Source organism: Actinopolymorpha sp. B17G11 (genome assembly GCF_040196095.1).
Classification (GTDB): Bacteria; Actinomycetota; Actinomycetes; order Propionibacteriales; family Actinopolymorphaceae; genus Thermasporomyces.
On sequence record NZ_JBEFTW010000008.1, the window covers coordinates 131402 to 153969 of the forward strand.

Sequence of the window (22568 nt, forward strand, 5' to 3'; positions counted from 1 at the left end):
ATGGTCATCAACGGCATGGGGAGAACACGGAAGACACGCATGCTGCTGAGGGCGATGTTCGTCGCGCTGCTGGCCGGCCTGGTCGCGGCCGGTCCGTTGACCGGGGCGACCGCGTCGATCCCGGAACGCATGAATGGTTCGGGCGAAAGGCGTTCCTACGCCGGCTCGATCGACGGCGCAGAGTACCGCGTGGAGGTTCCGGAGAACTGGAACGGCACGCTGGTGCTTTTCAGCCATGGCTACTACATCGAGGGGGTCTTCGATCCCGACCAGGTAGCCCTGTCGGTCCGGCCGGAAACCGAGTCGTGGTTGCTCGACCACGGGTATGCGCTGGCCGCGTCGGACTACAAGAACCCGTTCGGGTACGCCGTCGCGGACGCACAGCGGGACCAGATCGCCCTGCTGGACTGGTTCGACGAGAACGTCGGTCGGCCCACCCGGACCGTGACGTCGGGCATGTCGCAGGGCGGCGTGATCTCGACCGTCCTTGCCGAACGGAACCCACATCGGTTCGACGGTGTGGCCACGAACTGCGCGGAGTACGACACACCAGGGAGCTGGAACACGGCGCTGGACGTCGGTTTCGTGGTCAAGACGTTGCTCGCACCGGGCGAGGACATCGACCTGGTCAGGGCGGACGACCCGCGGGGCAGTACGGAGCGGCTGCTCGCGGCGGCGCAGCGGGCGCGGCAGTCGGCGGAGGGCCGGGCGCGGCTCGCCCTCGCCGGTGCGGTGGGGAACCTCCCCACCTGGTTCTCCGCGCACGACCAGGAGCCGACGGAGCTGGCCAGGCGGCTCGAGCAGCAGGCGGCCTGGGTGGAAGGGCAACTCGGTGGGCTGGGTCCGATCGGCCGGGTGGACCTGGAGGCGCGGACCGGCGGGAACCCGTCGTGGAACGTCGGCGTCGACTACCGCCGACTGCTCGCGAAGTCGGCCTACCGAGAGACGGTCGAGGCCGCCTACCGGGAGGCCGGGCTGGATGGCTCTGATCTGGAGCAGGACCTGCGCCAGCTCGACCGGGCACCGAAGATCGCCCCGGACGCGCACGCGGTGGCATTCATGTTCCGGCACGGACTCTCTCGCGGGCACACACCCGTACCGGTGATCACCATGCACAACACCGGTGACGGCGGTGCGATTGTCGACCAGGAACGCTGGTACGCCGAACAGGTCCAGCGGTACGGCGATCCGGGCGAGCTCCGCCAGCTGTACGTGGACCGCGGCATGCACTGCGCGTTCAGCGCCGGCGACGAGATCGTCCAGCTCCGCACCTTGCTCGACCGGGTAAGGACCGGCCGCTGGCCGGACACCAGCGCGCCGGCGCTGAACGCGGCCGTCGCCGAGCTCGGACCCGACTACCAGCTCGTGCTCGACATCATCACCGGCCAGGACCGAACGGCGCCGCCCGCGTTCACCCGCTTCACCCCGCCACGATTCCTACGCCCGTCGCGGTAGCCCCATCCGGACCGCAGCAGAGGGCTGACAAGGCAAGACGGCTCGGTGACACGACGCCGCCAGGGGATCACCGGGGAGGACCGCAACCTCCCCGGTGGCCTCACGGTGTCGTGACGGGCCGTCATGCGTAACCGCGCGCCTGGAGCCGGTAGAGCTCCGCGTAGTGACCGTCGGCCTCGAGCAGTTCGGCATGGCTGCCGATCTCGACAACCCTGCCGTGATCGAGGACCACGATGAGGTCTGCCGCCGAGACCGTCGAGAACCGGTGTGTGACCACCACCGTGACCGTCCCAGATGCACGGCCGGCTTTCGCAGCCGCGGCGTACCGTTCGAACAGAGCGTGCTCGGTGGTGGCGTCGAGCGCGGCGGTGGGTTCGTCCAGGACGAGCAGCAGTGGATGATCGCGCATCATCCCCCGGGCGAGCGCGAGTCGCTGCCACTGACCGCCGGAGAGTCCGACTCCACCGGGCCAGGCCGAGCCGAGCTGGGTGTCCAGACCGCCCGGCAGCTGGGCGATGACGGCGCCAGCGGCGCCGTCCTCCACGGCCGTACGCAGCCGGCGTCGGTTGCTCAGGTGGTCGAGGTCGCCGATCCCGACCGCCTCGGCCGCGAGGAACTCCGGCCTCAGGTAGTCCTGGAACGCCCCCGAGAGTCGGCGACGCCAGGCCGTGACGTCGAGCCGGTTCAGGTCGACGCCGTCGACGAGAATGCGCCCCGTGGTGGGTTGGTACATGCCCGCGAGAAGCTTGACCAACGTGGTCTTCCCGGCGCCGTTCTCACCGACCAGGGCGACGATGGAGCCGGCGGGAAGCTGCAGGGACACCTGGTCGAGGGCGGGCCGATCACGCGGTGCGTAGCGGTAGGTGACGCCGTCCAGCTCGATTCCTCGCGAGAGTGTGGGCCCGGGCTCGAGGGTGCCGGTGTGGACGCGTTCCACCTCCTTCGCGTAGTCGAGCAGCCAGAGCAGCCGCATCGTGGTCCGGATCATGTCGACGGCCGTGCGGGCGGCCTCCTGAAGGTCGCGGCTGCCTGACTGGAGCCGGTTGACCAGCAGCATGGCGAGGACGAACGAGTCGAGTCGGACCGTTCCGGCGAGCACGTCACCGACCATCCACAGCAGCACGGCTCCGGCCACGCCGAAGAAGACCGCGTTGCACAACGTCTCGACCAGCGTCATCCGGCGGGCGAGGACGACGAACGGCTGGCGCCACGCCACCACCGCGAGCCGGAGCCGTTCACGCAGGAACCCGCCGAGGCCGAAGACCCGTACCTCCGCGCCCGCCACCGCGTCCCGCCCGAGACCGAGCAGATGGAACGTCAACCGCCCCGGCTGCGCGGACTCCGCCTCGGCCGTTGCCTGCCAGGCGACGAACCACCGGGTCGCGAGCAGCACCGGTAGCCCTGCCGTGGCCACCAGCAGCATTCGCCAGTCCGCCGTAGCGGCAAGTGCCAGCGTCCCGCCGACCCGGACCACGTCGTTGAACGTGTTGAGCAGGGTGTTGAGCGCGACACCGAGGCTGCCGCTGCGTTCCCGCAGCATCTGTGCCTGGTCGAGATAACGCGGCGACTCGAGATGGTCGAGCGTCGGTATCCGGGCCGTGATCTCGGCGACGCGGGCTCCGAACACGTGACTGACCCGTTCCAGCTGCCGGATCCGCGCGTTGACGCCGATCATGCAGAGTGCCTTGTCAGCCGCGACCGAGCCGAGGAACGCACCCGCGGCCCACGTCATCTGCCGCAGGTCACGATCGACCGCTCCGCTCACCAGCCAGGCGAGGAACAACGGCTGGAGCACGTCCATCAGAACGCCCGTCGACTCCGTCAGACAGAGCACGGACCGCCACGGGTCGACCCGGACCGAGGTGGACACGACGAGCCACAGAGCACGCGCGACCCTGATCACCGGGACACCTCCTGCCCCGCGAACCTCGAAGCCTGCAACGTGAAAAGCTCCGCGTACAACCCGTTCGCGCGCAACAGTTCGGCGTGGTCGCCGTCCTCGACGATGCGAGCGCCGGCCCCGGTGTCCGCGAGCACGACGATCCGTTCCGCACGCCGGACACTGGACAGTCGGTGGCTCACCAGCATCGTGGTGGCGCCGCGCGCTACTGCCAGGAAGCGGTCGAACAATGCGGCCTCGGCCCGGATGTCGAGCGCCGCGGTCGGCTCGTCCAGGACCAGCGCTCCGGCGCCCGTACCGAGTGCCGCGAGCGCCCGGGCCAGGGCGATCCGCTGCCACTGCCCGCCGGACAGGTCCGTTCCGCCGTCGTACTCCGCCGACAGCACGGTCTCGATGCCGTCCTCGAGTCGCTCCACGATCTCGTCGCCACCGGCGTCACGCAGCGCGCGCTCCACAACCTGCAGACCCAGGTCGACGCCGACGTTGTCCCGCAACGGCAGGTGGTAGCGAACGAAGTCCTGAAAGATCACCGCGAGCCGTCTGCGGGCTGCTTCGTCCGTGCCGGGATCGCCACCGTCGACGCGGATCGAGCCGCCGTCCGGCCGGTACAGCCCGCAGAGGAGCTTGATCAGTGTCGACTTGCCGGCGCCGTTGACACCGACCAGCGCGAGTGACTGGCCGGCCGGAACCTCCAGGTTCAGCCCGTTCAGCGTCGGCCGCTCCGCCGACGGATAGGTGAACCCGACGTCGACGAGCCTGATGGCCGCGGGGTCCGGCTCCTCCGGCTGCTCTCTCGGCGCGGTGGTGGTCGGCCGGCGGGCCGGCCGGGGTAGGTGCGGCAGACCCTGCTCGCTCCGGATCCGATCGAGCACGCTGATCCGCGACATGGTGTGGGCCAGTGCGGTCTGTGGATCGGTGTGCGGGCCGAACGCCGCCATCGCCGACACGGCCTGCAGCAGGGTGACCAACAGACCGGCACCGACAACGCCGCGTTCGACGTCGACTATCAGGGCGACCAGGATCGTCGCGCCCGCGGCCATGGGTGCGACGAGGACCAGCAACGTGGCCTTGACCGAACTGTTCCGGTTGGCCCAGACGAGGTGTTGGGCGTTGTTCCACGCTGTGACGTGACGGGTGACCAGAAGGCCGGTGAGGCCGAACAGCCTGACCTCCTTCGCCGCATCCGTACCGATCAGCAGATCTCGTAGGTACGACGCACGCCTGCGGTCGTTGCCGGTGAGTTCGAGCAGGCCGTCGAAGATCGTGCTGCTCCATCGGCTGAACGCGCGCGAGTAGAGCAGCCACGTGCCCGCCAACAGGCACGGTGCCCACCACGACCAGGTCGCCAGGACGACGAACGCTCCGATCCCGCCGAGCCGGAGGGCGAGCAGGGTCCAGGCGGCGTCGATGCCCGCCTGGAACAGCCAGTCCCGCGGAGCCTCGCCGACCGTCTCGAGCTCACCGGTCGTGCGCGGGCCTTCGAGATGCGCGATGCCGTACGGATGGAGGCCCACTTCCATGGTGGAGTCGCACAGCATCACCGTGAAGCGGGTAGAGAGCAGCCGGCTCGTGAACGCCAGGATCGACGACGCGATCGGGACCAGGAGTAGTGACACAGCGGTGGCGATCGTCCACGCGATGGCGCTCGACTCCCGGCCCGACAACGCGGAGATCAACCGGCCGGTGGTGACGAGCGATGCCGCACTCGCTCCGGCAGAGACCAACGTGAGGAGTACGCACAGCAGGCAGAGCCCCGGGCCACAGGCCCACAGGTACTGCGCGTGCAACGCGTAACGACGAATGAGCGGGAAGGCCGCGACCCGTGGCATGCCATACCTCTCTCAGTGAGGGTGTATGGCCGCCAGGAACGAGGGGCGGCGATCGCGTCCGGTGACGCGATCGGATACGGCTGGCACCCTAGCACAGCCACCAAGATCAGCAACCGACTTTTCACGCTTCTGTCCACTCGGCGTGCCATAGTGTGGGCCATGCGGACGGTGTACGAGGCCGCGGGCGGTGCCGACGGTATGCTCCGCCTGGCCCGCGCATGGCATGCCAGGGTGATGGCCGACGACGTGGTCAGCCATGCGTTCAGCCACGGGTTCCACCCCGACCACAGCCGGCGGCTCGCCGCCTACTGGGCTGAGGCACTCGGCGGCCCGACGACCTACTCCGACTCCTACGGCGACGAGACCTCGGTGGTGCGGACCCACAGCGGCAACGGTCCCCACGAGGAGATGGACCGCCGAGCGATCGCCTGCTTCGATCAGGCACTCTCCGATGTCGGTCTCGCCAGCGACGACCGGCTCCGACAGGTGCTGCACGACTACTTCGCGTGGGCGACGACCACCACGATGTCCCGCTTCCACCGTTCCGCCGATGACGTCCCGGACGGGCTGCGCATCCCGCAATGGTCGTGGAACGGCCTCGTCAGTGGGACCGGTCCCGACGAGGCCACATAGAGCGCCACCCGCCTACCCGACGAGTTCGGCCGGCAACGGCCGGGCGTGCAGCACGACGAGGGCGGACACCGCGCGGGTGAGCACGACGTACAGCCGGTTCAACCCACGTGGTTCGGCGTCGACGATGCGGGCGGGTTCGACCGCGACGACGCCGTCGAACTCCAGGCCCTTCGCCAGTGAGGCCGGCACGCACACCAGCCGGAAGTGTTCCAACGCGTTCTCGGTGCGGCCGAGCATGCCGGGGGCCAACCCGACGCTGTCCAAGCGAGATCGGGCGGAACCGACAGCGAGCTGGTCGAAGACCTGCTCGATCTCCGCATCGGCGGCGATGATGCCGATCGAGCCCGCGCGCCCACCCTGTTCGTCGATCCGCAAGCAGGCTTGGACAATGTCCTCGACGCTCACCTCGTGCCCGTCGACCGCGGTGACCTCCAGTGCGCCCGTCGCACGCCGGAGGCTTACCGGCTCGGCCAGGTCTGGCTGCAGTGCGGGCAGCAGGTTGGCGGCGTAGGAGATGATCGCGGCCGGGACCCGAAAGCCGCGGGTCAACTCCACCAGCTCGGCGGACTCGCCCGCCCCCAGGTGGTCCAGCACGCTCCGCCAGGAGGTCGAGGCGTACGGCGTCGTGGCCTGGGCGAGGTCGCCCAGCACGGTCGCCGTACGACAGCGCCGGCCCAGTGCGCGGAGCTGCATCGAGGAGAGGTCCTGCGCCTCGTCGACCACCAGGTGGCCGCGGCGGGGACCACTCTCGAGCAGCTCCCCGAGCTCGTCCAGGAGTACGAGGTCTGCTTCGGACCAGCGCGCGGACTTCACCGACCGGTAGGGCTTCGGCCAGAGCAGGGCTTTTCGTTCCTCGGCCGTGAGCTCGTCGCCGGCCATGTCGGCGAGGAACCCGGCGTCGGACAGGAGCCGGTGCAGCACCTGTTCCGGCGTACGCTGCGGCCACACCTGACTGAGGATCCGTTTGACGGGAGCCGACCTGGCCACCGCGTTCTGGGTCCTATCGTCGGGCGTCCCACCGCGCTGCTCCATGCGCACCAGCACCACGTGAGCAAGGCGCTGCGCGAGGGTGGTGCGGCCGGCGGCGTACCGGGTGGCGGTCTCGAGGACGCCCGCGACGATCTCGCGCACCTCGTAGTCAGGTACCCGGAAGCGACTCGCTCCCTTGCTGTAGACCAGCGCCTCCACCTCCTCGCCGACCCGGGCACCGGACCACAACGCGCGCCGCAGGACTGCTGCCATCCGGGCGTCGCCTTTCACCGTGACCGTCGCGGCCGACTCCTCCTCAGCCGCCATCGCGTGGTCGGGGAAGTAGCGCCGGATCAGATCCGAGAACGTGAGCTGTTGGACGAAGACCTCTCCGAGCGCCGGCAGGACATGCCTGATGTAGGCCAGGAACGAGCGGTTCGGACCGACGATGGCGACTCCGCCGTCCCGGGCCAGCCGGGTTCGTTCGGCGTACAGCAGATAGGCGACCCGGTGCAGACCGACCGCGGTCTTGCCGGTGCCGGGTGCCCCCTGCACGCAGATCGTGGTGTCCAGCGGCGCCCGGACCAGGACGTCCTGGTCGGCCTGGATCGTCGCCACGATGTCGCGCATCGGACCGGACCGTGGCCGCTCGATCTCCGCCGTCACCAGGTGCGAGAAGCCTTCCGTGGCAGCAATCGAGGCGCCGCTCACCCGCTCGTCTTCGTACGCCGTCAACTCGACGTATCCGCTCGGCCCGGGTTCGTGGGAGAAGCCGTGGCGGCGGCGCACCAGGACGCGTTGAGGATCGGCTGGCCCGGCCCGGTAGAAAGGTACGGCGACCGGCGCCCGCCAGTCGATCACCAGCGGCGTACCGTCCGGCTCGCGGATGTGCCGCCGGCCGATGTAGATCCGGTCGACGTCGCGACCGGCCGCAGACCCGGATCCGGCCCCACGCTCCACGCGGTCGAACACCGCGCCCGGCTCACAGTCCAGCCGCCCGAAGAACAGCGGGATCCGCGGCTGGTCCAGCAAGACCTCGGCGCGGTGTTCTCGCGTCCATTGATAGAACTTGTTGTCCCAGTAGCTGTCCGTGCCGGAATTCACGATCATCGGCGTTTCGGTCTCACCGACCTCGGCGTGCATGCGTTCCAGTGCGGCGCGAGCGGCTGCGAGGTGCCCACGCTCCGCGGTGAGTTCTGGATCGTCTCCGGCATCGATCGCGGACTCGCCGGGCGAATGGGCGGCGGGACTGGGGTGGGTAGAGGGCATGACGGAGGCCTCCACTGTGGTTGTCAGGCAGCTCGCCAGCAGTTGGCGCGGGCCCTCGCTCCAGGGCCGCCTTCGAAGACGGCGGCGCAACCGGCTCGGTTCGGTCCCTACTCTCCGACACTACTGTCGTACGACGAGCCACGAGACACTACCAGTGCCCGCAGTGGAGCGAAACCACATTTCTTCCTGCGTACGCCGAGACGCCGGTGCCGGGGCTGCGCACGCGTGCCTGCGCGCGCGTCGCGCAGGCGGGACCTGGCGCGGAGACAAGCAAGCCGGCGTCGGAGCGGCCGATAGGCTCTCGGCCTGCCGCCCCCGGTCCTCGAGGAGTCACCATGACAGCCACGGCATCCAGTGCGTCCCTTGCCCGCACCGAAGGCGTCGTCGCAGCGCACCGCGGTGCGAGCCGGTTGGCGCCGGAGAACACCGTGAATGCCTTCCAGACCGCCCTGTCAAAGGGAGCTGCCGCGCTCGAGCTGGACGTGCACCTGACCAGCGACGATCAGCTGGTCGTCATTCACGACTCGCACCTCGATCGGACGACGAGTGGCACCGGCGCGGTCCGGTCGCTGAGCGCTGACGAGGTCCAGGCACTGGACGCCGGCTCGTGGTACGGCGCCGATTTCGCCGGCGAACGGGTGCCGACCCTCGACGAGGTGCTCGAGCTGACCCAAGGCCGGGCCCGGCTGAACATCGAGCTGAAGGCGAGCGGGGCCGATCGGGTCGCCGAGCGCGTGATCGAGACGGTGTGCCGCCACGCAGCGGCGGATCGGGTCGTGGTGATGAGCTTCAGCCTGGACTCGGTGCTGGCGGCCAGGCGGCATCGGGCCTCGGCGCGCTGGCACGACGAGGCTGCGCCGATCGTGGTGCTGCCCATCGTCACCCAACCCCTGGCAGATCCGCTCGCCTTCGTGCAGGCGACCGGCATGGACGGTCTGAACTACCCGCCGCGGCTGTGGGACGCCGAACTCATTCAGCGCTTCCGCGACAGTGATCTGACCGTCCACGGCGGCCTCATCAACGACCCGCAGACGATGCGGGAGTTCTTCGACTGCGGTGGTCACATGGCAGACACCGACGAGCCCGATCTGTTCAGCTCCTCGCGCTGACCGTGCCCTAGACCTGGACTTCCTTGCCCTGGGCGGCGGAGGTGTAGACGCCGTCCAGGATCTTCATCATTTCCGCACCCTGCCAGACCGGTGCGATGCTCTCCGCCTCACCCAGGCAGGCTGCCACGAAGTTCTCGATCTCGTGGGAGAAGCCGTCGTCGAGGTCGAAGGAGTCGAACCCGATCTGCGGCGTCACCTTCAGGATCGTCTCGTGCTTCTCGGACGCGATCTGCAGCTTCGGCTCGAGGTCCGCTCCGCCCTTGTCGCCATAGACCGAGACCGCGAGCGAGTCGTCGGGCGCGTGCAGCGAGAACGACGTGTCCATGATCAACGATGCGCCGTTGTCGAACCTGATCAGGGCATTGGCCATGTCCTCGACGTTGTTCTTCGTCGGGTCGTAGTCGGCCACCTGCCAGCGCGGCAGGGTGGTGATGTTGGAGCGGTTGCCCAGCTTCTCGTAGGTGTTGGCGCTGACGGAGGTCACCCGTGGCGTCCCCATCAGGTACCAGCACAGGTCGATCACGTGCACGCCGATGTCGATCAATGGCCCACCGCCGGAGATCGCCTTGTCCGCGAACCAGCCACCCGGATTGCCCGCTCGTCGTGTGCAGCTGGCCTTGGCGTAGTAGATATCACCCAGGTCGCCGGCGTCGATGAACGACTTCAGCACCCGGCAGTTCGCGGAGTGCCGGCGTACGAAGCCGACCTGGAGGATCCGGTCGTGGGCGTTCACCACGTCCTCCAGCTTCTGCGCCTCGGCGTAGGTGCGGGTCATCGGCTTCTCCACCAGGACGTGCTTGCCGGCCTCGACCGCGGCGGCGGCCAGCTCAGCATGGGTGTTGTTCCAGGTGCAGATGCTCACCGCGTCGACGTCAGGGTCGGCGAACAGGTCCGCCGGGTCGCTGTAGGAACGATCGGCTCCCCACTGTTTGGCCACCGCGGTGGCTCGGTCGGCGTTGATGTCGCAGACCGCGAGCAACTCGGCGCGCGGGTTGCCCTGGTAGGCCTTGAGATGACAACCGGCGATGCCACCGGTGCCCACAACGCCGATCTTGACCTGCTGCATGAGTCTCCTCGAGTGATGTGTCTGGTATCAGGCTTCGTCGTAGATGCGCTTGGCGTTGGCGATGCCGCGGCTGCAGCCGATCAGGCAGTCCTCGTGACCCTCGAACTCGATCGAGGCGTAACCGTCGTAGCCGGACTCCTTGATCGATCTCGCGACGCTCCAGGTATCGAGGTCGCCATTGCCGACGATCGCGCCGCGGAGGTACTTGCCGCCCCTGCTGCGGAACCAGCCCTCGCCTGGGTTGCGGTCGGCGGGCCGGACGTAGAAGTCCTTGAAGTGGACGATCATGGCGTACGGCAGGTTGGCCGGGACTGCGACGCTCGGATCCTCGTCGACGCAGAGGAAGTTCCCGATGTCCAACGTGGTCTTGAAGTTCGGCTCGTCGACGGCATGCACGATCCGGCGCACCCGGTCGCTGCTCTGGACGAAGAAGCCGTGGTTCTCCAGGCTGGTCGTGACGCCCTTGGTCGCCGCGTACTGCGCGATTTCCTTGCTGGCCTTGACGATATTCGGCAGTGCGGCCTCGAACACCGGCGTGTCGTCACCCTCGATCCCGCCATGGCGGACCACGTCGTGCCGCATCATCGCGATGCCCAGCCGTTCGACCAGATCGACGTGGGCCTTGACCCGCTCCACCTCGGCCGCGTTCTCGGCGTCGTCACCGAGGAAGCTCGCGCCGATCGCCATGTTGGACAGCGTGACCCCACGGTGGGCCGCGTGTTCGACTACTTTGTCGACGAAGGCGGGATCTGAGTCGGTATTGGGCACCGGGCTGTCCGCGCCCGAATAGATCGAGGCGAGTTCGAGGTGCTCGCCTTCGCTGTCAGCCACCCAGTCGATCACATCGAACAGGGTCATCGCCCCCGTGCTGAGCCGCTGATGGAAGCTGTAGGAGCTGAATCCGAACTTCATCTGGACGTCCCCTTCTTTGAACGGTGAGAAACAGTCGTCGATCGGATGGGTACGGGCGGTACGTCGAGTGTGGAGGCGCCGGATGTGGAGGCGCCGGAAACGAGTACGTCGGAGATGGGTGCGTCGGAGATGGGTGCGTCGGAGATGGGTGCGTCGGAGATGGGTGCGTCGAAGGTGCCGGGCCAGCGATGCCAGCGAGTCGGCACGCGGGGAACGCCGAGAATCTGGGTCGAGTGAGTCTCGAAGGTGGAGCCGAGGGCGCCGCAGAGGGTGCCGTTCGACTTCAGCAGCGAGGTGGTGATCACCGGCTTTCCGTCGGTCATCAACATGTGGTGAACGGCCTCGGTCAACGGGACGATCAGGTCGTCGCCGGCCCGGGACAGCCCGCCGCCGATGACGATCAACGCCGGGTCGACGGTCAACGCGATGATGGCGATCTTCGGTGCGATCTCGGCACAGAAGTCGGTGATCTCCGCCGTGGCCCGCCGATCACCCTCCCGGGCCCGGGCAAACACCTGCTGCCCGGTACGTGCGGTGCGCCAGCGCAGCCGGCCGCGAAGAGAGGACTCGGTCCAACGCATGCCGCGGAGGCTGCCCAGCTCGCCGGCCAACCGGTGCCGGCCCTGCAGGATCGCGCCGTTCATGACCAACGCCGCCGAAATCCGGTGGCCGATCTGGAGGAAGACCAGGTCGTTGTCCGTAGCGGCGCCGGATGCAGGTCTGGCGGCGCCGCCCGGCTCGGCCCGGAGCCGCTGCTCGGCCAGGGCGGCCAGCTTGATGTCGTTCTCGACCAGCACCGGGCAGCCCCAGGACGCCGAGAGTCGGTCGGCCGGGTCGACACCGACCCAGTCGGGCACCGCCAGGCTCTGGGTGATCCGGCCGTCGTGATCAAGGATGCCTGGTACGCCGAGCCCAGCGGCGCGCAGGTCGGCCGAGTCTGCCCCCGAGGCGCGGATCGCCTGACGGACGGTGCCGCTAACGACCCGGAGCCGACCGGAGCCGTCGACTCCGGCAGGCACGATCGCCTCCGCCCGGCCGACGATCTCGCCGGCCAGATCGGCGATCCGGACCCGGACACTGCCGCTACCGATGTCGATCCCGGCGACCCGCCCGGCTCCGGCGGTGAAGGTGTACGCCCGCGCAGGACGGCCGGCTCCCGGACTGCGCCGCGGACGAGCCGGCCGAACCGGACCCGTCTCGAGCAGGTCACCGATCACCGCTTCGACGGTCGGCCGCGCGAGCCCGGTCGCGACCGCGAGATCGGCAATGGTGAGCGGGCCGTCGTGGTCCCGCAGCACTGCCAGACAGGCCGCCGCGTTGGCCTGTCGCACGGCCGCGCCGGCCGGATCCACTGTGGTCAGGAGAACTCCATACCAATTATGAAACCCTGTTATCTAATTTAGATAGTAGGACATCTCATCCGGGTCGGGTCAACCCGTCTACGCAGATTCCGGGCGATCCGGCCGGCACAGAGCCCCCGGTAACGTGGGCAGTGTCATTCCGTTGCACCGTGCCCCCCTTTCGAAAGGGGAGGCGTGTGATGAAGATCGTCGTTATCGGCGGCACTGGACTCATCGGGTCGAAGCTTGTCACCAAGCTTGGCGCGTCCGGCCACGAGGTGGTTGCGGCAGCGCCGAGCACCGGCGTCGACACCCTGACCGGCGAAGGGCTGGCGGAAGCCCTGGCCGGCGCGGCCGTGGCGATCGACGTGGCGAACTCCCCGTCCTTCGAAGCCACCGCGGTTCTGGAGTTCTTCGAGACCTCCACCCGCAACCTGCTCGCGGCGGAGGCAGCGACCGACGTAGGCCACCATGTCGCGCTGTCCGTGGTGGGGACCGGGCAGCTACCCGACAGCGGCTACTTCCGGGCGAAGCTCGCTCAGGAGACGCTGATCGCGGACTCGTCGATCCCGTACTCGATTGTGCGCGCGACGCAGTTCTTCGAGTTCGTTCGCCGCATGGCCGACACCGCCACGGAGGACGGGACCGTCCGAATGCCGCCCGTACTCTTCCAGCCCATCGCAGGCGACGATGTAGCCCAGGCGGTGGCCATGGTCGCGCTGGGAACGCCGTTGAACGGCAGGGTCGAGATTGCCGGGCCCGAGCAGAGCCGGATGGACGATTTCTTCCGGGACGCCCTGGCCGGTTGGGGTGATCCGCGTCAGGTGGTCACGGACCCGGACGCGCGCTACTTCGGTGCCAAGGCGGGCGAACACACCCTGGTGCCGGGCGACGACGCTGTGCTCGGAGAGACCAAGTATGCCGACTGGCCGGGCCGGACCGCGGCCGGCAGATAGCGCGCCCACTCCACCCACACCCATCCGATCAAGGAGGTACTCCCATGCCACGCACCGATCCTGCTACGGCCGAGTCGAAGCCCAGATCAACCGCATGGCAGACGGCATTCACCACCGTGCAGGAGGCCCAGCCGCCCTTCATCCCGACGGGAGCACATGCGATGACGGTGGTCGTAGAGTTCCCGCCCGGCGACCCTGGTACGCCGCCGCACCGGCACTCTGGCCCCGCGTTCGGCTACGTGCTGGAAGGCGAGATGCTCCTGGAGGTCGAAGGGCATCCGGAGCGCGTCGTACCCGCCGGTGAGGCGTTCTGGGAGCCGGGAGGCGACGTCATCCACTACCAGGACGGCAACAACCGCGACGACATCCCGCTCCGTTTCACCGTCACGATGCTGTGCGAACCCGGCAAGCCGATGCTCACCCTGGTCGACGATGAAGAGCTCGCCCAGCGAAAGGACCGGCGCGCCCCTCGCCCGTCCTGATGGACACTTCGTGGTCGGCGAAGACCGCGACCCTACGGGATGTCGCCTGAGGGCATCGCCGAGTCGGCCCGCCGACATGCCGAACTGCCGGCTACCCGCCCGCCATGGCGCCGATGACCAGGAATGGCTCGGCTCCCTGGATCACTGCGTCGGGCAGAGGGGTATCGGGATGCTCGTGCGAGAGGTCCTGCCTGCAGGCGAAGAAGCGTACGAACGCACGGCGTTTGCCGGTCGCCGGGTCCCGGATCGTCCCACGCAACGTCGGATAGCGTGCCTCGAGCGCGTCGAGAACCATGCGCTGGGTGGTGGCCTGACCGTCGAGCGGCAGCTCGACCTCGTGTCCCACCTTCGCGAGAGTGCGAAGGTGGGCAGGGAGTACGACGCGGATCATGGCAGTGTCTGGACCTCGACCGACAAGACGGCCGGCAGGTCCCGGACAATGGGCATCCAGCTGTCTCCGGCGTCGGCCGAGCCGTAGACCTGTCCGCCTGTGGTCCCGAAGTACACACCGCAGGAGTCGAGCGTGTCGATGGCCATCGCGTCCCGAAGAACGTTGACATAGCAGTTGCTCTGGGGCAGGCCCTGCGTCAGTGGTTCCCAGTCGTCCCCGCCGGAACGGCTGCGGTAGACACGAAGCTTCCCCTCGGGCGGGTAGTGCTCGGAGTCGCTCTTGATCGGGACGACGTAGATCGTGTCGGGTTCGTGTGCGTGCACGCCGATCGGGAACCCGAAGTCGGTCGGCAGGTTGCCGCTGATTTCGTGCCAGGTGGCACCGGCGTCGTCGCTGCGCATGACATCCCAGTGCTTCTGCATGAAGAGCACGTCGGGGCGGGAGGGATGCATCGCGAGTCGGTGGACGCAGTGACCGACCTCGGCTTCGGGGTCGGGGATTCCTTCGGACTTCAGGCCGCGGTTGATCGGCAGCCATGTCTTGCCGGCGTCATCGGTGCGGAACGCACCGGCCGCGGAGATCGCGACGAAGATGCGTTCGGGATCGCTCGGATGGAGAAGGATCGTGTGCAGGCACATCCCGCCGGCTCCCGGCTGCCAGGAGGGCCCCGAGCCGTGTTCGCGTAGACCGGGGAGCTCGTGCCAGGTCTGGCCGCCGTCGGTCGTACGGAACAGAGCGGCGTCCTCGACACCGGCGTAGACGGAGTCGGGATCTGACAGCGAGGGTTCGAAGTGCCAGACGCGCGCGAACTCCCACGGGTGAGGAGTGCCGTCGTACCACTGGTGGGTGCCGGGCACGCCGTCGTAGGTGAAGTCGTTTCCGACCGGCGTCCACGTGGCGCCTCCGTCGTCGGAACGCTGGATCACCTGACCGAACCACCCGCCGCTCTGTGCGGCGTACAACCGGTCGGGGTCTGCGGGTGAGCCCTTGACGTGATAGACCTCCCACCCGCCGAAGTGCGGCCCGGCGACCTGCCAGTCCTGCCGCTTGCCGTCCGAGGTCAGGACAAATGCACCCTTACGTGTGCCAACCAGGAGCCGTACGCCGGCCATTCGTCTCCCCTTTCTCGCCCGCCAGACATCGACGCGGGCCGCGAGTGTCCGCCAGTCTGACGTATATGACCTGGCTCGGCGGCAATTCTCATCGCTCTTGCGAAGAAAAGCCTCGCCCGAGCGCCGTCGTCTCGTCCACCTCGCCACCTGGCCTGACCTGAACCCGTGGCCATGGCTGTCGATCAACAGCAGGGGATCCGACGTGCTTGATGGCGAACTCCGACCGAGCGTCGGTCGAGCTCCGGTCGCGATGCCGTCCCGGTGATACCGCACCGGCTCGACGACGCCACGTCGACATTGCCAGGATCGGCCAGTCTGGCCACGGGCATGGGCCGCGCACCCGGTGTGCCTGCCCCGATCGCTTGACCCCGTGCGTGAGCGTCGCGGAGAGTGGACGGCGTTGCCGTCGGACCTCGCCGAAGGAGCTGGGTTTTGCCGATGAGTGTCTCGGAGATGGACCGTTATCTGTTCGACTGCCAGGGCTACCTCGTGCTGCCCCAGGTCCTGGACCCGGCCACTGTGGCCGAGCTGCGACGGCTACTGGAGCAGACCGGATGGTGGGACACCTCGGCGCCAGGACAGACCTCGCACCAGGGCGACATCCTCTCGCTCGGACGCGACTTCTGGGACCTGATCGACCACCCACGCATCGAGCCGTACCTGTCCGAATGGCTCGGCCCACACTTTCGCCTGGACCACGTGTATCCGATCTTCAAGTCGACCGGTGGCGAAGCGCAGCGGTTACATCACGGCGGAGAGCCGTTCACCCCACACGGCTACTACCACGTGCAGAACGGCAGGATCTCCTGCGGCCTCACCGTCGTGACATTCGCGCTCACCGACTGCGGACCCGGCGACGGCGGCTTCGCCTGTGTGCCGGGCAGTCACAAGTCCGCGTTCCCCTCGCCGAGCCAGATCGTCGACTGGACAGACAGCTCGCACACGGTGACCGTGCCCATGCGGGCCGGCGACGCCCTCATCTTCACCGAGGCCATGTGTCACGGCTCCGCCCCGTGGACCGGGTCACATCCGAGGATCTCCCTGCTGTACAAGTTCTCCCCCGGCAACTCGACGTGGGGCGCCTTCGAGGACGGCTGGCCAGACGACATGGTGAAGAACTGCACACCACGCCAGCGCGAGATCCTGGAACCGCCGTATGTCCGCAGTTCGAACGGCAACCGGCGCGGATTCTGACCGCCAAGAGCCTCGCCTGGTCAGGTCTCGCAGACGATGCCGTCGCTGTCGGCGTCGCGGTACCAGTCGTACTCGGGGTCGTGACCTCGCACGTAGGGCCCGAGGCCCGCGTCGTTCGCTTCGGCACAGGTGTCGTAGCGCTTGTCGACCGACTGTGCGGGCACTGGCTTCGGAGCTGCCGGTTCCGGAGCAGGCGGTTCCGGAGCAGGCGGCTTGGGGCTGGCCTGGCACGCCTTCCACAGTCCTGTCATCGACTTTCGTGCGGCACGTTCGGCGGCCTGAAGTCTTGACTGGTAGCGGTATGGCTTGTCGTAGGTGTATTCGCGACCGTATCCGTCGAAGATCATGATTTCGTTGATCATTCGCCCGTCGCGCAGCCACAGGTATGCAAGTGTGCGTCCGTACCTGTCCAGCCGCCCTTGGGTGGCATCTGTCTCGAGCCGGACCTGTTCGCCCTCGAGAAGATCACGCGCGTGGGAGGTGGCCTCCGGTCCGAAGCATTGGACCGGCTTGTCGGGATGCCTTGTCTCGGGCGTGTCGAGGCCGATCAGCCGGACGGTCTCGATCGCCCCACCTGCGCTGACCTTGATCGTGTCTCCGTCAACGATGTCGACGACCTGCGACCAGCCGGACCGCTCCCCCTGCCCGGCTCCTGCTGCCGCACGTGATGTCGGGCCCTGCGTCGGGGTCATGGTCGGTTCGGCACTGGCGGTCGGCTTCTGCGATGCGGCGGACGACGCGGTGTGCGGCTCGACCGGTGGACTCGACCCGGTGGGGTCAAGCCCGCAGCCGGCAAGCGCGAGAGCGCAAAGCATGAGGACGATCCGTCGCATGTGACAACTCCTGATGAGATCAGAGCGAGACCCGCGCTTTACGGCGGGGAGTACGAAAGGTGCCTCCGCCGGTACGGGGTTGGGCCGGCGTCGCCCTAGATGTAGTGCCGTACCCACGCATGCGCGGGTTCAGGCCGTGGAGACGGAATCTCGGACTGAGGCCGCACCCGGTCTGGATGGATGACTCCGGCGTTCCGGTCCTTCCATGCCATCCAGCAGTACCAAGCGATGCCGAGCGGCGTCATGATCATGCTGGTGGCCAGCATGTAGAGCGGCATCACCATCAGGCTCCAACTGCGGTTCCGCCAGTGAAGGCGCAGGACGAGCGCGACATACAAGGCCAGCGTCGCGACCAGGCCGGTGCAGTAGAGCACTTTCTCGCCAGGGCCGGCGAACGCGAGCCACCGCATCGGGAACAGCGCGATGGTGACCAGCCCGCCATAGATCCAGAGGAAGGGGTGGCGTACGACGTAGCGGAAGTTGACCACGAACAGCCTGAACTCCCCACCGGCCCACGCCAACCTTTGCCGGACCCAGGCCTTGAACGAGGCCGGCACGACGGTCGGCACCTCGAAGGGGATGTGGCCGACACGGTAGCCGCGCAGTCGTGCGATCAAGCCGATCTCGACGTCGTTGCCCTGGAAGAACAGGGAGTGGCGGTTCATGACATCGGTGAGTACGGCTGTGCGCGCAACGTGGCAGGCACCGGAGACCAACCAGGTGGCCAGGAACCGGAACTGCATCGCCAACCGGTACTCGTATCCCTGCAGCCGCGCGAGCAAGGTGTCGGTGTTCTGCGGCACCAGCCGAACGGAGGCGAGGTCGTATCCCTTCCGTTCCAGCTCACCGACGAGTGCGTCCAGCGGCGCTGTCGTGGTGGTGTCGGCGTCGACCGGAACGACGTAGGACGCCTGAACGAGCGGGAGCGCGTCCCGGATCAGCCGGTCCCTGATGGTGCCAGAAGTCGAACGCTTGTGGACGTTGTCCGTGCGGCCGAAGGTCGCGACGAACAGCCGGAAGTTGTTCTGGAAGCAGATGCGGTAGAGCTCGTCGTAGAACTGCTGTGTCTCACCGGCGGTCGTGCAGAGCAGCACCTTTCCGCCGTACTGGGACAGGTAGTCGATGTTCTCGAGATAGGTGACGCTGCCGTAGATCGGGACCAGGACCTCGAAGTCCGAGCTCCGCACGTCGCCGAATTCGTACTCCTTGTTGCGAGATCTGAGTCCAGCGATCGCGTCGACCGCGACCGCCAGCAGCGGCAGAAGGACCACCGCCGCCAGGATGATCAGCCAGCCCATCGGGTCAACTCCTGAGGTGCGAGCACGTTCGACACCGGGGTCACCAGATCGGCCAGGAGGATCCTGAGCCGCCCCGGCGAGACGCCGGCGAGCGCGTCCGTGCAGAGGTCATGGATTGCCTGCGGGGACACCGATCCGGCCTGGTCGGCGTTGACCTGCCAGATCCGCGGATGAGCGGTGTCCGTACGAACTTCGGACGGGTCGAACAGGTCCTCGTGGAGCTTCTCGCCCGGCCGAAGCCCGGTGAACTCGATGGAGAGGTCATGGGCGCCGACCAGCGCCACGTACCGCTCGATGAGATCGAGAACCTTGATGCTCGGCCCCATGTCCAGTACGTAGGTCTCGCCCCTACTGGCGAGGACCGACGCCTCCATCACCAGGCCGGCTGCCTCGGGAATCGTCATGAAGTACCGCGACACGTCGGGGTGGGTCACCTTCACCGTCCGGCCCGAGGCGATCTGCCACGCCAGCGTGGGAAAGAGCGAGCCTCGACTTCCGAGCACGTTGCCGAACCGAACCGACGCGACCCGCGTTCCCAGGCCAGCCACGGACGAGGTGACGAGCTCGGCGAGCCGCTTCGTCATCCCGAGCACCGAGCTCGGATCAGCCGCCTTGTCAGTGGAGATGTTGATGAACCGCTGTACGCCGTTCTCGATGCAGGCGCGGGCGATCGTCCGAGTTCCGAGCACGTTGGTCTGGACCGCGGCGGCCGGCGACCTCTCTAGCAGGGGCAGGTGCTTGTGCGCGGCGGCGTGGTACACGATCGACGGCTTCGCCTCGGCGAAGATCCGGTCGACGCTGTGCCGGTCACGGATGTCACACAGGACGAACCTCTCGTCATCGAGCAACCCGACGCCGTACAGGTCGAGCTGGAGGCTGTGCAACGCGTACTCGTCCTGATCGAGGAAGTAGACGCATCCGGCCCCGAGCTGCAGGGCCTGCCGAGCGATCTCGCTCCCAATGGAGCCACCGGCACCGGTCACCAGAACGGTCTGATCCTGGAGCAGCTCCCTCGCCTCCGGGCCGTAGACCGGCTGGATGTCACGATCCAGCAACCTGGCAGCCTGGGCAGACGTGATCATTGATCGTCCTCTCTGGAGCACGTGGGTGGTGCGAACGTGAGCCAGGAGGCGCGAATGATCCGACGTCCTCGTCGCGGGCGATCGTCCTGGTTAGTGCGTGCGCGGCACAAGTATTGCGTACTCGCAACGGCAAGGCAACGTGAACAGTCGTGTGACATGCACCACTGGACACTCCGCGGGCGGGTTGCGCATTGCGTGTGCGCTACAAAGGCGGGCCGGCGGAGCTGCGGGCGTTGCCTCGCTCCTGTTGACGGGCGCGGAGGTCGGCGACCACGCGAGCGGCGTCTCGGTCGACGATGTCGGTGCTGCCGGCAAGGCGAGAGCGCGGACCCGTCTGGGCCGCGCCGCGGCGGGCAAGCCAGACGACGATCAATCCGATGGCGGCGATGGCGAGGAGTACATCCATGGCATGAAGCTTGCGCCCAGCTAAATCCCGCCACCAGTGGCAGCTCTGACGTTGTGCCGCAATATCCTGCCAGCTAGTCTCGCGGGCATGCTCAACACCGTTGCCGTCGTGCTGATCGAGGAATTCGCACCGTTCGAGTTCGGTGTCGTGTGCGAGGTCTTCGGAATCGACCGGACCGACGAGGGCGTGCCGCCGATGGAGTTTCGGGTATGTGGAGAGCGGCCGGGTGAGCCGTTGCGGAGCAGCATCGGTGTCCAGGTCATCCCCGAGGCGGGGCTGGACGCCCTCAGCGGTGCCGATGTCGTTGCCGTTCCGGCGGCCAAGGTCCGCGACGAGTACCCCTCGGCAGTCCTCGACGCCCTACGCTCCGCCGCTGATGCCGGATCCATCCTGCTGTCGGTCTGCAGCGGTGCGTTCGTACTCGGCGCCAGCGGGCTGCTCGATGGCCGGCGGTGTGCGACCCACTGGTACTACGCCGACGCGTTCGCCGCCCGCTTCCCCAACGCCCGACTCGACCCGGACGTCCTGTTCGTCGAGGACGGCAACATCATCACCAGCGCAGGGACCGCAGCAGGGATCGACGCCTGCCTGCACCTGGTCCGCCGCGAACTCGGGTCAGGTCCCGCCACCACCATCGCCCGCCGGATGGTGGTGCCACCCCAACGCGACGGAGGACAACGCCAGTACATCGAGCTACCCATCCCACAGTGTGCAGCGGACAGCCTCGGGCCACTTCTCACCTTCATGCGCGAGAACATCGCCGCCGAGCACACCGTCGCCACGCTGGCCCGCCGGGCCAAGATGTCCGAACGCACCTTCGCCCGCAGGTTCCTCGCCGAGACCGGGACAACACCGAACCGCTGGCTGTCCACCCAGCGAGTGCTCCACGCCCGGCATCTCCTCGAAGAGTCCGAACTCACCATCGAGGAGGTCGCCACGCAGTGCGGATTCGGCTCGGCGGCCCTGCTGCGCCATCACTTTCACCGCACCATCGGGGTCGCACCCAACGACTATCGCCGTACGTTCGGCCGAGCCCGCACCGCCCCGCCCGAGGCTATGGACCGCGCAGAATCCGACGACATCCCCTGAAGCCGCGCCTCAGCGTTGCGCTACTGCGAACAGCGCGGCCTGCTGCCCGGTGCCCGCCGCGAAGGGGGACGCCGCGTATTACCGGTGCAACAACGGGAAGGAGTTCGACTTCAAGAGGACGCTCGTCCAGATCCCGAGTAGTCAAGGGGACCCAGGTGGGGACCGACCGCTGGTACGGCGCGGGCACTGAGTCTTACCTGCACGGCAGTGTCGGAATGTGCGACTCGACCGCGAACAACAAGTTCAGGGTGGCGTTCAGGCTCGAAAACAACGACGTGGTGAAGTACTTCAACTTCTCCTTCTCCCCATGTGGAGCGGGGCGCATTCATGTCGGACGCCGGCGGTTACGCTCTGTAGTTGCCGCACAACTGTCACTTCCTGCGCTCGATCTGTTCGCCCGGGTCAGCTCGATCAGTCCGACCGTGCTGCTTCCCACCTCCATGAAGTTTGGCGAGGGAAGCCGACGAGCTCCCCGCGGCCGGTGCACCAAAGAAGCACCTGGGCAGGGTCTCCGGATGGCGCGGCGGGGAAGAGCCGGTTGAGTACGGCTGCGCTCAGCGGTGCCGGTGGTAGCCAGTCCACGGACAATCCCTGCGTGATGTCGTGGGTGTGCAGCAGGGCTTCGGCGACGCCCATCGCTGCGAACCCAGCGGGGTCACACGGACCCCAGTGCCAGGCACGCAAGGCCGGGCTGGCTGTGGCCAACACGCTGCTGAGCAGCCCGCCGCAGGCGGTGACGGCCTGGAGTACCTCAGCCGGTGAGGCGTGGGGGCGGACGTTCAGGTCGAACGGAAGGTAGGCGTCGGTGGGCTGTGCTGCCAGCTGCCCTGCGTAGGCCAGCAGGTCGTGGCTGATGTGCGCTGCTGTTTGCCAGCAGGTCCATTCAAGCGGATCCCGCTGGCACCGTCCAGTCCTCGGCGGTATGAGGGCTCAGCACCTGCAGCATCTCTGCAACGGCGGCGTCAACGTCCTGGTGATCCATGCAGAGCCCTCCTTGCGGTTCGTGCCGTGAGACTGGGCTGTGCCGGCTGTCGTTCATTCACGTCTCCAGGGAACTGGCACGTCCGCCCCAGCGGATGCCCTGCTCGCTGCGGATGCGGGCGCGTTCTCGGCGCATGGCGGCCAGGACGTCGGGGTGGAGGGCGTTGGCGTTGAGCCCGCGCAGGTAGGTGTGCGGCGTCCAGTTCCCCGCCGGCGGACGCGAGCAGCATCATCACCCGTTTGTAGCGCACCGAGTTGGTGC

The 22568-nt window shown here is 67.8% G+C and carries 19 protein-coding genes; 7 read left to right on the plus strand and 12 right to left on the minus strand.

Annotated elements, in window-relative coordinates:
• The first annotated feature begins 39 nt into the window (after window positions 1–39).
• Window positions 40–1455: a hypothetical protein gene (locus tag ABN028_RS11255; protein WP_349696571.1), complete on the plus strand. Its 1416-nt coding sequence runs from the start codon at window positions 40–42 to the stop codon at window positions 1453–1455.
• A gap of 121 nt (window positions 1456–1576) precedes the next feature.
• Here ABN028_RS11255 and ABN028_RS11260 read toward each other — a convergent pair whose 3' ends face one another.
• Together ABN028_RS11260 and ABN028_RS11265 are read right to left on the minus strand one after the other, a co-directional pair.
• On the minus strand, window positions 1577–3358 hold the full coding sequence (locus tag ABN028_RS11260) for an ABC transporter ATP-binding protein (RefSeq protein ID WP_349696572.1): 1782 nt from the start codon (window positions 3356–3358) through the stop codon (window positions 1577–1579).
• Complete coding sequence (locus tag ABN028_RS11265) at window positions 3355–5184, minus strand: ATP-binding cassette domain-containing protein (protein ID WP_349696573.1); 1830 nt, start codon at window positions 5182–5184, stop codon at window positions 3355–3357. The genes ABN028_RS11260 and ABN028_RS11265 overlap by 4 nt, the downstream gene beginning before the upstream one ends.
• 159 nt (window positions 5185–5343) lie before the next feature.
• On the opposite strand from ABN028_RS11265, the gene ABN028_RS11270 reads away from it, so the two are divergent.
• Window positions 5344–5817, plus strand: a complete 474-nt coding sequence (locus tag ABN028_RS11270) for a group II truncated hemoglobin (protein WP_349696574.1) — start codon at window positions 5344–5346, stop codon at window positions 5815–5817.
• A 12-nt stretch (window positions 5818–5829) separates the two neighbouring features.
• On the opposite strand, the gene ABN028_RS11275 is transcribed toward ABN028_RS11270, so the two are convergent.
• Window positions 5830–8055 (minus strand): HelD family protein, encoded by a 2226-nt coding sequence (locus tag ABN028_RS11275; RefSeq protein WP_349696575.1) that lies wholly within the window; start codon window positions 8053–8055, stop codon window positions 5830–5832.
• A gap of 335 nt (window positions 8056–8390) precedes the next feature.
• Between ABN028_RS11275 and ABN028_RS11280 the strand changes: the two genes are divergently transcribed.
• Entirely contained in the window at window positions 8391–9164 is a 774-nt protein-coding gene (locus ABN028_RS11280) for a glycerophosphodiester phosphodiesterase (RefSeq protein ID WP_349696576.1), read from the plus strand.
• Between the two features lie 7 nt (window positions 9165–9171).
• Here the strand turns inward: ABN028_RS11280 and ABN028_RS11285 are convergent, their stop codons facing one another.
• From ABN028_RS11285 to ABN028_RS11295, 3 genes are read right to left on the minus strand one after another with little or no spacing between them, the layout of a single operon-like run.
• Complete coding sequence (locus ABN028_RS11285; protein WP_349696577.1) at window positions 9172–10230, minus strand: Gfo/Idh/MocA family protein; 1059 nt, start codon at window positions 10228–10230, stop codon at window positions 9172–9174.
• A gap of 27 nt (window positions 10231–10257) precedes the next feature.
• Window positions 10258–11142 (minus strand): sugar phosphate isomerase/epimerase family protein, encoded by an 885-nt coding sequence (locus ABN028_RS11290; RefSeq protein ID WP_349696578.1) that lies wholly within the window; start codon window positions 11140–11142, stop codon window positions 10258–10260.
• Window positions 11139–12494 (minus strand): ROK family transcriptional regulator, encoded by a 1356-nt coding sequence (locus tag ABN028_RS11295; RefSeq protein ID WP_349696579.1) that lies wholly within the window; start codon window positions 12492–12494, stop codon window positions 11139–11141. The genes ABN028_RS11290 and ABN028_RS11295 overlap by 4 nt, the downstream gene beginning before the upstream one ends.
• A 188-nt stretch (window positions 12495–12682) precedes the next feature.
• Here ABN028_RS11295 and ABN028_RS11300 point away from each other — a divergent pair, with 188 nt between their 5' ends.
• Both ABN028_RS11300 and ABN028_RS11305 read left to right on the plus strand, forming a co-directional pair.
• Window positions 12683–13438, plus strand: a complete 756-nt coding sequence (locus ABN028_RS11300) for an SDR family oxidoreductase (RefSeq protein ID WP_349696580.1) — start codon at window positions 12683–12685, stop codon at window positions 13436–13438.
• 44 nt (window positions 13439–13482) lie between these two features.
• Window positions 13483–13920 carry a cupin domain-containing protein gene (locus ABN028_RS11305; RefSeq protein ID WP_349329378.1) on the plus strand — a complete coding sequence of 146 codons (438 nt, stop codon included), beginning with the start codon at window positions 13483–13485 and terminating at the stop codon, window positions 13918–13920.
• Between the two features lie 91 nt (window positions 13921–14011).
• Here ABN028_RS11305 and ABN028_RS11310 read toward each other — a convergent pair whose 3' ends face one another.
• Both ABN028_RS11310 and ABN028_RS11315 read right to left on the minus strand, forming a co-directional pair.
• Window positions 14012–14311: a MoaD/ThiS family protein gene (locus ABN028_RS11310; protein WP_349696581.1), complete on the minus strand. Its 300-nt coding sequence runs from the start codon at window positions 14309–14311 to the stop codon at window positions 14012–14014.
• Window positions 14308–15423, minus strand: coding sequence for a WD40/YVTN/BNR-like repeat-containing protein (locus ABN028_RS11315; RefSeq protein WP_349696582.1), 1116 nt, complete (start codon window positions 15421–15423; stop codon window positions 14308–14310). The genes ABN028_RS11310 and ABN028_RS11315 overlap by 4 nt, the downstream gene beginning before the upstream one ends.
• A 438-nt stretch (window positions 15424–15861) precedes the next feature.
• Here ABN028_RS11315 and ABN028_RS11320 point away from each other — a divergent pair, with 438 nt between their 5' ends.
• A complete protein-coding gene (locus tag ABN028_RS11320) occupies window positions 15862–16617 on the plus strand; it encodes a phytanoyl-CoA dioxygenase family protein (protein ID WP_349329374.1) in 756 nt (251 codons plus the stop codon).
• A 20-nt stretch (window positions 16618–16637) separates the two neighbouring features.
• On the opposite strand, the gene ABN028_RS11325 is transcribed toward ABN028_RS11320, so the two are convergent.
• The 4 genes from ABN028_RS11325 to ABN028_RS11340 form a co-directional block, all read right to left on the minus strand.
• Window positions 16638–17450 carry a thermonuclease family protein gene (locus ABN028_RS11325; protein WP_349696583.1) on the minus strand — a complete coding sequence of 271 codons (813 nt, stop codon included), beginning with the start codon at window positions 17448–17450 and terminating at the stop codon, window positions 16638–16640.
• A gap of 95 nt (window positions 17451–17545) precedes the next feature.
• Entirely contained in the window at window positions 17546–18748 is a 1203-nt protein-coding gene (locus ABN028_RS11330) for a glycosyltransferase family 2 protein (protein ID WP_349696584.1), read from the minus strand.
• On the minus strand, window positions 18736–19830 hold the full coding sequence (locus ABN028_RS11335) for a polysaccharide biosynthesis protein (protein ID WP_349696585.1): 1095 nt from the start codon (window positions 19828–19830) through the stop codon (window positions 18736–18738). The genes ABN028_RS11330 and ABN028_RS11335 overlap by 13 nt, the downstream gene beginning before the upstream one ends.
• A gap of 202 nt (window positions 19831–20032) precedes the next feature.
• A complete protein-coding gene (locus ABN028_RS11340) occupies window positions 20033–20236 on the minus strand; it encodes a hypothetical protein (protein WP_349696586.1) in 204 nt (67 codons plus the stop codon).
• Window positions 20237–20323: 87 nt separating this feature from the next.
• Between ABN028_RS11340 and ABN028_RS11345 the strand changes: the two genes are divergently transcribed.
• A complete protein-coding gene (locus ABN028_RS11345) occupies window positions 20324–21325 on the plus strand; it encodes a GlxA family transcriptional regulator (protein WP_349696587.1) in 1002 nt (333 codons plus the stop codon).
• Window positions 21326–22568 lie beyond the last annotated feature (1243 nt).